The 12,897-nt window shown below is 72.8% G+C and carries 10 protein-coding genes; 6 read left to right on the top strand and 4 right to left on the bottom strand.

The annotated features are described in order from the left end of the window. Positions 1-89 precede the first annotated feature (89 nt). The gene (locus ACIBR0_RS08735) at positions 90-1,700 is read right to left on the bottom strand and encodes a cellulase family glycosylhydrolase (protein WP_396713615.1); all 1,611 of its coding nucleotides are present in this window, start codon (positions 1,698-1,700) and stop codon (positions 90-92) included. A gap of 429 nt (positions 1,701-2,129) precedes the next feature. Beyond that, a complete protein-coding gene (locus ACIBR0_RS08730) occupies positions 2,130-3,338 on the bottom strand; it encodes a DUF349 domain-containing protein (RefSeq protein ID WP_396713613.1) in 1,209 nt (402 codons plus the stop codon). 248 nt (positions 3,339-3,586) lie between these two features. On the opposite strand from ACIBR0_RS08730, the gene ACIBR0_RS08725 reads away from it, so the two are divergent. The 4 genes from ACIBR0_RS08725 to dapF all read left to right on the top strand — a co-directional run bounded on the left by ACIBR0_RS08725 (position 3,587) and on the right by dapF (position 6,666). Next, positions 3,587-4,036 carry a hypothetical protein gene (locus tag ACIBR0_RS08725; RefSeq protein ID WP_396713612.1) on the top strand — a complete coding sequence of 150 codons (450 nt, stop codon included), beginning with the start codon at positions 3,587-3,589 and terminating at the stop codon, positions 4,034-4,036. A gap of 146 nt (positions 4,037-4,182) precedes the next feature. Next, positions 4,183-4,902, top strand: coding sequence for a class III extradiol dioxygenase subunit B-like domain-containing protein (locus tag ACIBR0_RS08720; protein ID WP_396713610.1), 720 nt, complete (start codon positions 4,183-4,185; stop codon positions 4,900-4,902). Beyond that, a complete protein-coding gene (gene miaA, locus ACIBR0_RS08715) occupies positions 4,899-5,804 on the top strand; it encodes a tRNA (adenosine(37)-N6)-dimethylallyltransferase MiaA (protein ID WP_396713608.1) in 906 nt (301 codons plus the stop codon). Before ACIBR0_RS08720 ends, miaA begins: the two co-directional genes overlap by 4 nt. Positions 5,805-5,811: 7 nt before the next feature. Beyond that, positions 5,812-6,666, top strand: a complete 855-nt coding sequence (gene dapF, locus ACIBR0_RS08710; protein ID WP_396713606.1) for a diaminopimelate epimerase — start codon at positions 5,812-5,814, stop codon at positions 6,664-6,666. A gap of 187 nt (positions 6,667-6,853) precedes the next feature. Here dapF and ACIBR0_RS08705 read toward each other — a convergent pair whose 3' ends face one another. After that, on the bottom strand, positions 6,854-8,326 hold the full coding sequence (locus ACIBR0_RS08705) for an NAD-dependent malic enzyme (protein ID WP_396713604.1): 1,473 nt from the start codon (positions 8,324-8,326) through the stop codon (positions 6,854-6,856). A gap of 178 nt (positions 8,327-8,504) precedes the next feature. Between ACIBR0_RS08705 and hflX the strand changes: the two genes are divergently transcribed. Both hflX and ACIBR0_RS08695 read left to right on the top strand, forming a co-directional pair. Further along, positions 8,505-9,956 carry a GTPase HflX gene (hflX, locus tag ACIBR0_RS08700; protein ID WP_396713602.1) on the top strand — a complete coding sequence of 484 codons (1,452 nt, stop codon included), beginning with the start codon at positions 8,505-8,507 and terminating at the stop codon, positions 9,954-9,956. A 49-nt stretch (positions 9,957-10,005) separates the two neighbouring features. Further along, entirely contained in the window at positions 10,006-11,805 is a 1,800-nt protein-coding gene (locus ACIBR0_RS08695; RefSeq protein ID WP_396713600.1) for a hypothetical protein, read from the top strand. 60 nt (positions 11,806-11,865) lie between these two features. On the opposite strand, the gene lexA is transcribed toward ACIBR0_RS08695, so the two are convergent. Then, entirely contained in the window at positions 11,866-12,648 is a 783-nt protein-coding gene (gene lexA, locus ACIBR0_RS08690; protein WP_396713598.1) for a transcriptional repressor LexA, read from the bottom strand. Between the last annotated feature and the right edge of the window lie 249 nt (positions 12,649-12,897).

Here is a 12,897-nt window from a genome sequence, read left to right as displayed (position 1 = left end):
GCGAAGGAAGGGCCCCTTCTTAACGCGTTGTGTTAAGAAGGGGCCCTTCCTCTACACCAGGCGTTAACGGGGGGCCCTTCCTTACACCGTCAGCAGGCGGTGCCGTTGAGCTTCACCGAGCCGGGGGCGGAGGCCGCGCCGTTGGCGGTGAAGCCGACGGTCACCGACGCGCCCGCGGCGAGCGACGACGCCCAGGTCGGCGCCGCCGCGGTGACCGTGGTGCCGGACTGGGTCACCGTGGCGTTCCAGCCGCTGGCCAGGGTCACTCCGGCCGGCCAGGTCCACGTCACCGACCAGGGGTTGAGCGCACCCGTGCCGGTGTTCTTGACGGTCAGCTCGCCCTGGAATCCGCCCTGCCACGCGTTGACCTGCTTGTACGTCGCGGTGCAGCCGCCGGTGGGTGCCGGTGTGGTCGGCGTCGGGCCGGGCGTCGTCGGCGTGGGGGTGACCCCGCCGCCACCGCCGCCGACCGGCGGGATCAGGTACGGCTGGAGGATCGCCTGCTTGGTGGTGTTGATGCTGGTCCAGTCGTCGAGCGCGATGCCGCCGGTGTCACCGGAGTTCGGGTTCCACGACCAGTAGGTGAAGGACATCCCGTTGACGCCGGTGCCGGTGTACGCCATCAGCTTCTCCAGCCACACCTTGTCCCGCGGGTCGGCGAGGGTGCTGCCGAACTCGCCCATCATGATCGGGGCGATGTTCTGCTTGTGCAGGTAACCCCAGTACTTGTCCCAGATCGCCGGCAGGTTGTCCGGGAACTCCGGGGCCTTGAACCAGGTCTGCTCGTAGACGCTGGTGGCGTACTCGTGCGGCGAGTAGACCAGCCGGTTCGGCACGTTCAGCCGTACCGGGAACTGACCGGCCTTCGACAGGTTGCCGCCCCACCAGCCGCAGTCCTCGTCGTTGCTGGGGTCGTTGTCCCAGACGTTGGAGAGGCCGCCGCTGGGGCAGCTCACCCCCTCCACGAAGATCAGCCAGTTCGGCTGCGCGGACAGGATCGCGTTGCCGGCCCGTTCGGCGGCGAGCCGCCAGTCCCGGGCCGGGTCGCCGCAGCCCCAGCAGGCGCCGGTGGCGTTCGGGTTGGTGCCCTCGGCGTGCGGCTCGTTGTGCAGGTCCGCGCCGATGACCGTCGTGTTGCCCGCGTACCGCTGGGCGAGCATCTTCCAGTCGTTGATCCAGGTCGCCTCGGAGACGGTGCCGGTGTACCACAGCGGTGACTGCCCGGCGGCCGTCGGCCGGTGCCGGTCGAGGATGATCCGCATCCCCTTGCTGCCCGCGTAGTCGACGACCTTGTCGAGGATCTGCAACGGCGAGAGCCCGACCAGGTCCGGGTTGACGAAGTCGTTGATCCCGCTGGCGGTGGCGCCCGGCTTCAGCGCGTCGTTCGAGTACGGCACCCGCAGCGTGTTGTAGCCGAGGCTCGCCATCTTGTCGATCTGTCCCCGCCACGGGTTGTTCGACCAGAGCCCGTGGAAGGTCTTGTTGTCGGTCTCCATCCCGAACCAGTTGATGCCGGTGATCCGGACGGTCGCTCCGGTGCTGTCGACGATCTTGTTACCGCTCGTCTTCAGGTAGCCGGTGCCGGTGCCGGCAGGGGCGGCGACGGCGGGCGAGGTGCTGACGGCGGCGGCGACGAGGACGCCGGCCGCGGCGGTGGCGAGCGCGGTGAGCGCGCCGCCGAGGGCGGTGGGTCGTGGCATGAAAGCTCCAGTTCGGACGCCCGTCGCTGCTCACGGCCGCGCGGGCGGAGGGCCAGGTGGGTGGTCACGCTCTTCCCGGAGTACGCGGACAGTGCGTGCTCCGGTGACGTCACGTGGACGCGGTCACTCGCGGACGGACACCGGCGACTCCCGACGGCGGCGTCCACCGTCGACGCCCTCGCGCCGGTCCTGACCTGGCTCTGCCGCCCATTCTGATCAGCGCACGCCGATGCGTCAACCACGCCACCGTCTCGTCCCACCGCGCGCCTTCCGGCGGAGCCGGCAACGTCGGGGAAGATGTCGTCTCCCCCGCGCCGCAGCCAGCATTTTCCCCGAAGTTGTCGCCGCCGGGCGCCGGGGGAGTGGGGTCAACGGAGAACCCCGGTCACCCACGTGGGGGGCCGGGGTTATCCGGGGTGTGTCGAGGGGTCAGCCGGCCTGCTCGGCGAGCTGGAGGAACTGCCGCTTGGAGGCGAGGGCCTGCTCGGCCTCCTTGATGCGGCGGGTGTCACCGGCGGCCTGGGCGCGGGCCAGCCGCTCCTCGGCCTCGGCGACCTGGGTCCGCATCTGGGCCAGGAGGGGGTTGTCCTCCTTGGTGGTACGCCGCCACGCGGAGTCCATCACCTCGCGGACCTTCTCGTCGATCGCGCGCAGCCGGCGCTCCAGCCCGGCCGCCGCCTCGCGGGGCACCCGGCCGGCCTCGTGCCACTGGGCCTGGATGTCCCGCAGTTTCGCCTGCGCGCCCTTCGGGTCGCCGTCGATGTCGAGGGCCTCGGCCTCGGCCAGCAGCGCCTGCTTGCGCTCCAGGTTGGCCCGCTGCTCGTTGTCCCGTGCGGAGAAGACCTCGCTGCGCCGGGTGAAGAAGTCGTCCTGCGCCGCCCGGAACCGTTCCCAGAGCTTCTGCTCGGCCTCCTTGGAGGCGCGCGGTGCGGCCTTCCACTGGTTCATCAGGTCCTTGAGCTGGTTGGCGGTGGCCGCCCAGTCGGTGGAGTCCTTCAGCTTCTCGGCCTCGGCGACCAACTCCTCCTTGACCCCCTGCGCCTGCTTGCGCTGCGAGTCGAGGGACGCGAAGTGGGCGCCGCGGCGACGGGTGAACCCGTCCCGGGCGGCGGCGAACCGCTTCCACAGCTCACCGTCGGCCTTCTTGTCGACCCCGCGGATGGTCTTCCACTCGTCGAGGATCTCCTTGAGCCGGTCGCCGGCCGTCTTCCAGCCGGTCGACTCGGCGGCCAGCTTCTCGGCCTCCTCGACCAGGGCCGTCTTGCGGGCCAGCGCCTCCCCGCGGGCGGCCTCCTTGGCGGCCTTGGCCTCGCCGGCCTTCTCCTCGGCGACGACGGCGAGCTTGTCGAGGCGCGTGGCCAGGGCGTCGATGTCGCCGACCACGTGCGCCTCGGCGAGCGAGGCGCGGATCCGGCGGATCGTGCTCAGTGAGTGGCCGGCGTCCGCCGCACCCGAGTTGAGCCGGGCCTCGGTCAGGTCCACCTCGGTCACCAGGTCCGCGAAGCGGCGGGCGAAGTGCGCCAGGCCCTCCTCCGGTGCTCCTGCCTGCCAGGATCCGACCACCCGCTCGCCCTCGGCGGTCTTCACGTACACGGTGCCGTCCGCGTCCACCCGTCCGAAGGCAGTCCAGTCGCTCATGTGCCCATCCTCGTTCTCCCGGCGTCGAAGGAGCAGCCCTTCGATCGCCGCCACGGCGCAGCCAAGTTTCTCCGGGCATTGTCACAGGTCCGACCCGGTTGCCGTCGAGCGCCTATCGCCGACCGTGACCATACGGTGTCCTACTCCCTCCGCACCGTCGTCCGGACGGGTGTGTCGGAATTCGCCGTACGGTGTACCGTACGACGTACGACAGCAGTTGCCCGGAAGGGCACGGCGAGGAGGAGCAGATGACCCAGTCCCGTACGCAGCTCACGCCCCCGGTGGACCCGGGCTTCGTGCCCGATCCGGCCGACCTGGCCGAGCTCGACGAGTGGTTCCGCCGGTACGACGCGCTGGCCGAGGCGGGCGACGTGGCGGGCACCGCCGACCTGGCGATGTTCCCGCTCAACACGGTCACCGACGACGCCGCCGGGGAGGGCTCGGCCCGCCAGCTCGACCGGGCGGCGTACCTGGGGATGATGGGCGGGGTGCTCGGCGGTGGCGGCGACCTGACGATGGAGTCGCGCCGCACGCCGTACTTCCTCACCCGCGGCCTGGTCGTCGTCTTCACCGACGCCGAGTTCACGGTCGACGGGGAACGGCAGCGGGTGCGCTACGCCGACCTGCTGCTCCGCACCGGCGGGCAGTGGCGCTTCCAGACGATGGTCCAGGGCGGCTGGGGCGACCAGGCCGGCTGAGCCGGCACCTGCCCGACCCGGCCGGCTGAGCCGGCCACGGTCCCGAGCCGGGACGGAGGCGGACGGTGGCGGAGGCGGAGGCGGACGGTGGCGGCGCGGAGCGAGGTCCGGGGCGTGGCGGGCGGCGCGACCGATACGGTTGCCTCGTGTCACTGGTCGCCGCCGCCGTCTGCCCCCACCCGCCGCTGATCGTCCCCGAGCTGGCCGGTGCGGCTGCCCCCGAGCTGGACGACCTGCGTGTCGCCTGCGACGCGGCCGTCGCCGGGTTGCTGGCCGCCGGACCGGACGAGATCGTCCTGCTCGGCGGCGGCCCGGAGACCGCCCGGTTCGACCCCGCCGACTCCGGCACCCTGCGGCCGTTCGGGGTGGACCGGGCCGTCCGGCTGTGGAAGGTCAGCTGCGCGGGGTCCGAGCGGCTCCCGTTGAGCCTGACCATCGGCGCGTGGCTGGTGAACCGGACCGGCGCCGACCTGCCCCGGTTCGCCGAGGCGGTCGCCATCGACGCCGCGGGGGCCGAGTGCGTCGCGCTCGGGACGGAGCTGGCCGAGCGGCCGGAGCGGCGTACCGCGTTGCTGGTGCTCGGGGACTCCTCGGCCTGCCGGGGCGAGAAGTCACCCGGCTACGACGATCCGCGCGCGCCCGCGTACGACGAGGGGGTCGCCCGGGCCCTGGCCGACGCGGACACCGAGGCCCTGCTCGACCTGGACCCGGGGCTGTCGGCGGAGCTGAAGGTCGCCGGCCGGGCGCCGTGGCAGGTCCTGGCCGGCGCGGTCCGCGCGGCGGGCGGCGAGTGGCGCGGCGAGCTGCGACACCATTCGGCGCCCTACGGGGTCGCCTACCTGGTGGCGTCCTGGGAGCGGGCATGACCGTCGTGGCGGTCGTCGGGCCGACCGCGGCGGGCAAGTCGGCGCTGAGCATCGCCCTCGCCCACGCCCTCGGCGGCGAGGTGGTCAACGCCGACTCGATGCAGCTGTACCGGGGCCTGGACATCGGCACCGCCAAGCTCACCCCGGCCGAGCGGGAGGGCGTGCCGCACCACCTGCTGGACATCTGGGAGGTCACCGAGCCGGCGAGCGTCGCGGAGTACCAGCGGCTGGCCCGCGCGGCGGTCGACGACATCCTGGCCCGGGGGAGGGTGCCCCTGCTGGTCGGCGGCTCCGGCCTGTACGTGCGGGCGGTGCTGGAGCGGTTCGAGTTCCCCGGCACCGACCCGGCGGTCCGCGAGCGGCTGGAGGCGGAGCTGGCCGCCGCCGGGCCGGCCCCCCTGTACGCGCGCCTGCGCGAGGCCGACCCGGAGGCGGCGGCGAGCATCCTGCCCGGCAACGGCCGGCGGATCGTCCGCGCCCTGGAGGTCGTCGAGCTGACCGGGCGACCGTTCACCGCGTCACTGCCGGAACCCACGCCCTACTACCCGTCGGTCCAGCTCGGCGTCGACCTGGACACCGCGCTGCTGGACGAGCGGATCGCGCTGCGCGTGGACCGGATGTGGGCCGACGGCCTGGTCGCCGAGACGCGCGAGCTGATCGGGCGGGGCCTGCCCGAGGGGCGTACGGCCAGCCGCGCCCTCGGCTACCAACAGGTGCTGCGGTTCCTGGCCGGCGAGCTGACCGAGGCCGAGGCGCACGACGAGACGGTGCGGGCCACCCGCCGGTTCGTCCGCCGGCAGCGCTCCTGGTTCCGCCGTGACCCGCGGATCCACTGGCTGGACTCGGCCGCACCGGACCTGATCGAGACCGCCCTGCGTGTGGTGCCCGCCGCTGCGCGATGATGGAGGCGTGCAGTTCACCAAGGGCCACGGCACCGGCAACGACTTCGTCATCCTCCCCGATCCGGACAACCAGCTCGATCTGACACCGGGGGTGGTGGCGGCGCTGTGCGACCGGCGGCGCGGGCTCGGCGGTGACGGCGTGCTGCGGGTGGTCCGGGCGGCGAAGCACCCCGAGGGCGTGACGATGGCCGGCGAGGCCGAGTGGTTCATGGACTACTGGAACGCCGACGGCTCCTTCGCCGAGATGTGCGGCAACGGCGCCCGCGTCTTCGTCCGCTACCTGGTCGCCACCGGGCTGGCCACCCCGGACGGGGAGGCGCCGCTGCCGGTGGCCACCCGGGCCGGCGTCGTGCGCGCGGTGGTCACGACCGACGCGGTCGCCGTCGAGATGCGCCGCCCCCGGCTGTACGACACCGCCACCGCCACCCTGGGCGGCCTGACCCTGCCCGGCACGGCGGTCGACGTGGGCAACCCGCACCTGGTGTGCGCGCTGCCCGCCGGCCTGGAGTTGACGGGACTCGACCTCACCCGGGCGCCGGACGTCGACGCGACGGTGTTCCCCGCCGGGGTGAACGTCGAGTTCACCGCCCTGGGCGAGCCGGTCGACGGCGCCGACGGGCACGTGCTGATGCGGGTGTACGAGCGCGGCTCCGCCGAGACCCTCTCCTGCGGCACCGGGGCGTGCGCGGTGGCGGCGGTCGCCCTCCGCGACGCCGGCCGGGACACCGGCGTGATGGCGGTCGACGTGCCCGGCGGACGCCTCTCGGTCACCATCGCCGACGACTCGTGCTGGCTGGCCGGCCCCGCCGCCCTCGTCGCCACCGGCGAGGTCGACCCGACAGCCCTCACGACAGCGGCCTAACCCCCACACCCCCACACCCCCCACGCCCCCCACGCGCTACCTCGCGCTCCGCGCCCCGCGATCTTGCACTTTAGGTCCTTGGTATGCGTGCTTTCGCGCCGAATGTCCCGGCAGAAAGTGCAAGATCGGCGTTGTCGGGCCGCGTCGCCGCCCTTCGCCGGTGCGCGGTGCGGGGGGGGGGGGGGGGTTACGGGGTGGCGCTGGCGTTGGCGGCGATCTCGGGGAGGTCGGCCGGGCCGGGGTCGGCGGCGGGGGGCGGGGTGACCGCCGGGTTCTGCGCTGCGGCGCGGACGGCCGCCGCGACCGCCGGGGCGACCCGGGAGTCGAAGACGCTCGGCACGATCACCGTCGGGTTGATCTTCTCCTCGCCCACCACGTCGGCGATGGCCCGCGCGGCGGCGATGGCCATCTCCTCGGTGAACTCCTCGGCGTGCGCGTCGAGCATGCCCCGGAAGACGCCCGGGAACGCCAGCACGTTGTTGATCTGGTTCGGCTGGTCGGAGCGGCCGGTGGCGACGACGGCGGCGTGCTTGCGCGCCTCCCGCGGGTCGACCTCCGGGTCCGGGTTGGCCAGCGCGAAGACGATCGAGTCCTTGGCCATCGCGGCGATGTCGTCGCCGGTCAGCAGGTTCGGCGCGCTGACGCCGATGAACACGTCCGCGCCCCGGATCGCACCCGGCAGGTCGCCGGAGTAGCTCTCCTTGTTGGTGTGCTCGGCCAGCCACTGCCAGGCCGGGTTGAGGTCGGGCATCCCACGGTGCAGGGCGCCCTTCCGGTCGTACGCGATGATGTCGCCGACGCCCTGGCGGAGCAGCAGCTTCATGATCGCGGTGCCGGCCGCGCCCGCGCCGGAGACCACGACCCGGACGTCCGCGAGCTGCTTGCCCACGACGCGCAGCGCGTTGGTCAGCGCGGCCAGCACGCAGATCGCGGTGCCGTGCTGGTCGTCGTGGAAGACCGGGATGTCCAGGGCCTCGCGCAGCCGGGCCTCGATCTCGAAGCAGCGCGGCGCGGCGATGTCCTCCAGGTTGATCCCGCCGTACGCGGGCGCGATGGCCTTCACGATCTGCACGATCTCGTCGGTGTCCTGGGTGTCCAGCACCACCGGCCACGCGTCGACCCCGCCGAAGCGCTTGAACAGCGCGGCCTTGCCCTCCATCACCGGCAGGGACGCGGCCGGCCCGAGGTTGCCCAGGCCGAGGACGGCGGAGCCGTCGCTGACCACGGCGACGGTGTTGCGCTTGATCGTGAGCCGACGGGCGTCCGCCGGGTTCTCCGCGATCGCCATGCAGACCCGGGCCACACCCGGGGTGTACGCGCGCGACAGCTCGTCCCGGTTGCGCAGCGCGACCTTCGGCGTGACCTCGATCTTGCCGCCGAGGTGGAGCAGGAACGTCCGGTCGGAGACCTTGCGGACGTCCACGCCGTCCAGCGCGGTCAGCGCGTCGACGACCTGGTCGGCGTGGCTGGAGTCGGCGGTGTCACAGGTCAGGTCGACGAGCACGTGGGTCGGGTCGGAGTCGACCACGTCGAGGGCGGTGACGATCGCACCGGCCTCGCCGACGGAGGTGGTGAGGCGTCCGATCGAGGAGGCGTCCGCGGGCACCGCGATCCGGATGGTGATCGAGAACCCGGCACTCGGGAGACGGGTGATGGCCACGGTGTTTTTCCTCCGTCGACGCTGAACGGTTCGCTCAGCATTTCTACTCGCCCCGCTGGTCCGGCCGGCATCCGACCCCGCTACCGGCCGGTACGGCCACGGGCATATAGCAGGTGCGTCGTGCGTTGGCACATGTCAGGATTGCGTTCTACGTGACCAAACGGACAGGAGACTGAGTTTGCGAGAGCAGGAGACCTACGTTCCCAACGAGGACGACGAGTTCGACGCCACAACCGGTGATTTCGAGCTGTCGGAGCGGCAGGCGTTGCGGCGGGTCCCCGGCCTCTCGACCGAGCTCACCGACATCACCGAGGTCGAGTACCGGCAGCTGCGCCTGGAGCGCGTGATCCTCGTCGGGGTGTGGACCGAGGGCAGCCAGAGCGACGCGGAGAACTCCCTCACCGAGCTGGCCGCGCTGGCCGAGACGGCCGGCTCCCAGGTCCTCGAGGGCCTGATCCAGCGGCGCAACCGCCCGGACCCGGCCACCTACGTCGGCCGCGGCAAGGTCGAGGACCTCGGTTCGGTGGTGCTGTCCACCGGCGCCGACACCGTCATCTGCGACGGTGAGCTGTCCCCGTCGCAGCTGCGCAACCTGGAGCAGCGCACCAAGGTCAAGGTGGTCGACCGGACCGCCCTGATCCTGGACATCTTCGCCCAGCACGCGAAGAGCAAGGAAGGTAAGGCACAGGTCGAGCTGGCCCAGCTGGAGTACCTGCTGCCCCGCCTGCGTGGTTGGGGTGAGACCCTCTCCCGGCAGACCGGTGGTAGCGGTCGCGGCGGCGGCGCCGGCGGCGGCGTGGGCCTGCGCGGTCCCGGTGAGACCAAGCTGGAGACCGACCGGCGTCGGATCCGCCACCGCATCTCCCGGCTGCGCCGGGAGATCAAGGGCATGCGGACGGTACGCCAGACCAAGCGCGCCCGACGCTCCCGCAACGCGGTGCCGGCCGTCGCCATCGCCGGCTACACCAACGCCGGCAAGTCCAGCCTGCTCAACCGGCTGACCGGTGCCGGCGTGCTGGTGGAGAACGCGCTGTTCGCCACGCTGGACCCGACCACCCGCAAGGCCACCACCTCCGACGGGCGCCTCTACACGCTGTCCGACACCGTCGGCTTCGTCCGGCACCTGCCGCACCAGATCGTCGAGGCGTTCCGCTCGACCCTGGAGGAGGTCGCCGAGGCCGACCTGGTGGTGCACGTGGTCGACGGCACCCACCCGGACCCGGAGGAGCAGGTCCGGGCGGTCCACGAGGTGCTCGCGGAGGTCGGCGCCGACCGGCTGCCCGAGCTGCTGGTGGTCAACAAGACCGACGCCGCGGACGAGGAGACCCTGCTGCGGCTGAAGCGGCTCTGGCCGGACGCCGTCTTCGTGTCCGCCCACACCGGGCGGGGCATCGACGGGCTGCGGGAGTCCATCGAGGGGCGGCTGCCCCGTCCGGCGGTGGAGGTCCGCGCCGTGCTCCCGTACGACCGGGGTGACCTGGTCGCGCGGCTGCACCGGCAGGGCGAGGTGCTGAGCACGTCGCACCTGCCGGAGGGCACCCTGCTGCACGTTCGGGTCGGCGAGGCACTCGCGGCGGAGCTGGCACCGTACGAGACCGGAGCGGAGCGGGCGGTCGCGCAGCGGTCGTAGGGCGTCCCGGCGCCCCGGAGAGCACCGCGGGACATGCGACACTAGCAAGATGCGCCGCGTCTTCTCCTCGGTCACGGTTGCCCTCAGCGTGCTGGGGGCAACCGTGGCGTGGGCCGGGGTCGCCCTGGCGGCCTCCACCCCCGCCGCCTCCCCGCTCGCTCTCGCGGCAGGTCAGAAGCGGTGCACGGTGACCGACGAGCGCCTCCGCGAGGTCTCCGGCCTGGTGGCGACGAAGACCGGTTACATCGTCGTCAACGACGGCACCGACGACGACCGCCGCAAGCGCGTCTTCTTCCTCGACACCAAGTGCAAGATCGCCAAGGATCCGGTCCGCTACTCCGGCGGCGGACCTCTCGACACCGAGGACCTGGCACTCTCGCCGGACGGCAAGACGCTGTGGATCGCCGACACCGGCGACAACGTCACCAGCAAGACCCGCCGCGAGCGGGTTGCGCTGTGGAGCATGCCGGTCGGCGGCGGCGCGCAGCCGAAGCTGCACCGCATCGCGTACCCGGACGGCAAGCCGCGCGACGCCGAGGCGCTGCTCCTCAACGGCGACGGCACCCCTCTGATCATCACCAAGGTGACCGCCGGCAAGGCGGAGATCTTCGCGCCGAGCGGGAAGCTGCGCACCGGCGACACCCCGGCCGTGCCGTTGAAGAAGGTCGGCGAGGTCAACCTGCCGATGACCGACACGGAGAACCCGTTCGCCAAAGCAGGCCGGACGGCTGTCACCGGTGCCGCCCGCTCCCCGGACGGGTCCCGCGTGGTGCTCCGCACGTACGCCGACGCCTTCGAGTACGACGTCTCCGACGGTGACGTGGTGAAGGCGTTGACCAGCGCCGAGCCCCGGGTGACCGCGCTGGCCGACCCGTTCGGCGAGGCGATCTCCTACACGCCGGACGGCAAGTCGTTCCTCACCATCTCCGACGGCGGTCAGCTCGAGGCCGAGGACCCGATCGACATCCTGGCCTACAAGCCGTCCACGGAGGGCGCGAAGCCCGTCGCGGGCTCGGCGGCCGGGCCCAGGTCGGCCGCGGGCCAGTCCTGGATGGACGGCCTCACGCTCCAGGACATCACCTACCTGATCGGTGCGGTCGGTGTCGTCGGCGCGTTGCTGGTCGGTGCCGGGGTCGTCGGCATCCTCCGGGCACGGCGGAACCCGCCGCCGGGCCGGGACTCCGACGACGGTCCGGACGACGAGGCGGTGGGCTTCCTGCCCCCGGGTGACCGGTCCCGGGCCGGTGTCTACGGCGGTGCGCCCTCCGGCGGTGTCTACGGCGGACCGGGCGGTGCCCCTCCCGGTGGCGCGGTCCCGCCCGGTGGCGGTCGTGGTGGTGCCGCTCCGGCCGGTGGTGCGGTCTACGGGGGCAAGCCGGCCGGCGGAGGCGTCTACGGCGGTGGCCGCCCAGCCGGTGGTAGCGGCAGCGGCGTGTACGGCGGTCGGCCCGGTGGCGGCGGCGCCCCGTCGGGCGGTGGCCGGGCAGGTGGCGTTGCCCCGGCCGGTGGTGCGGCTCCGGCCGGCGGTGACCGTGTCGGTGGTGCGGCTCCGGCCGGAGGCGGCCGTGGCGGTGCGCCGGACCGTGGCCGTGGTGGCGACGGCGGTCGTGGCGGCGGTGGTCGTCCGGCCGGCGGCGTCTACGGCGGCGGCCCGGCCGGCGGTGGTCAGCCGGGTGGCGGCGGTGCCTACGGTGGCGGCCGGGCGGAACCTCCGCGCCGCAGCCCTGACCCGGAGGCACGCGGTCAGCGGTCGGGTCGGCGGCGTGACGACGGCTACCGCGACGAGCGCGGCGGTCCCTACGGCCAGGTGCCCGGGGGCGACCGCAGCTACCGGGGCGACCGGTACTGACTCGTCCGCACGGATGTTGTGCCCGGGGTGACCGCCGACCGGCGGCCACCCCGAACGGCGTCAGATTCGGCGGAGCACCGCGACGACCCGGCCCATGATGGTCGCGTCGTCGCCGGGGATCGGGTCGAAGGCCGGGTTCTGCGGCATGAGCCAGACGTGCCCGTCACGGCGGCGGTACGTCTTCACCGTCGCCTCGCCGTCGAGCATGGCGGCGACGATCTCACCGGAGTCGGCGGTCGGCTGCTGCCGGACGACCACCCAGTCGCCGTCGCAGATGGCCGCGTCCAGCATCGAGTCGCCCTTGACCTGGAGCATGAAGACCTCGCCCTCACCGACGAGCTCGCGGGGCAGGGGGAAGATGTCCTCCACGGCCTGCTCGGCGAGGATCGGCCCACCGGCGGCGATGCGGCCCAGCATCGGCACGTACGCCGGGGTCGGGCGCTGTGCACGGGACACCTCGTCGTCCACGTCGCTGGGCGCCCGGACGTCCACCGCGCGGGGACGGTTGGGGTCGCGGCGCAGGAAGCCCTTCTTCTCCAGCTCTTTGAGCTGGTAGGCGACGCTCGACGGCGAGACGAGGCCGACCGCCTCGCCGATCTCCCGGACGCTCGGCGGGTAGCCGTGCCGCTCGACCCAGGTGCGGATGAACTCCAGGATCCGCCGTTGGCGGGCGGTCAGGTCGACCGTCGTCGGGTCCGGGAAGGCGCTCACCACCGGGGTGACCGGTCGTACGGCCGGCTGCCCGGCCCGGCTGCGCGCGGCGCCGCGGCGTCGGGTGGCCGGCGGACCCGCCTCGGTGATCTTCTGCGGGGTCTTCGGCCGGCTGGCCCGGTCCTCGGTCACGTCCGTCCTCCCTGGTCGGCGCTGGGTGCCTCGGCGGCTCGTGGCGCGTGTGATGTGGTGCCCGGATCGGCGGGGGATCGCCGAAGCCGGTTGTTGATGACCGTATAGGTGAGATCAGTCATTTTCAAACATCTGTACGACCTCGTTCGGCGTGTCGGGGTGAAAATCCGATCGGTTCGTACTCCTGTTCTGATAAATGGTACGTCGGGTCGAACGACTGTTCGACGCCAGCGGTTCGTCGGCACCTCC

The sequence above is a fragment of the Micromonospora sp. NPDC049497 genome, from assembly GCF_044465805.1.
Classification (GTDB): domain Bacteria; phylum Actinomycetota; class Actinomycetes; order Mycobacteriales; family Micromonosporaceae; genus Micromonospora.
Note: the sequence above shows the minus strand (reverse complement) of the source record. Positions and strands in the feature narration are given on the sequence as shown.

Bases quoted from the DNA above. Each gene is read 5' to 3' on its own strand.
- ACIBR0_RS08695 (WP_396713600.1), top strand. From the start codon at position 10,006: ATGCGCCGCGTCTTCTCCTCGGTCACGGTTGCCCTCAGCGTGCTGGGG.
- ACIBR0_RS08725 (WP_396713612.1), top strand. From the start codon at position 3,587: ATGACCCAGTCCCGTACGCAGCTCACGCCCCCGGTGGACCCGGGCTTC.
- miaA (WP_396713608.1), top strand. From the start codon at position 4,899: ATGACCGTCGTGGCGGTCGTCGGGCCGACCGCGGCGGGCAAGTCGGCG.
- ACIBR0_RS08730 (WP_396713613.1), bottom strand. From the start codon at position 3,338: ATGAGCGACTGGACTGCCTTCGGACGGGTGGACGCGGACGGCACCGTG.
- ACIBR0_RS08735 (WP_396713615.1), bottom strand. From the start codon at position 1,700: ATGCCACGACCCACCGCCCTCGGCGGCGCGCTCACCGCGCTCGCCACC.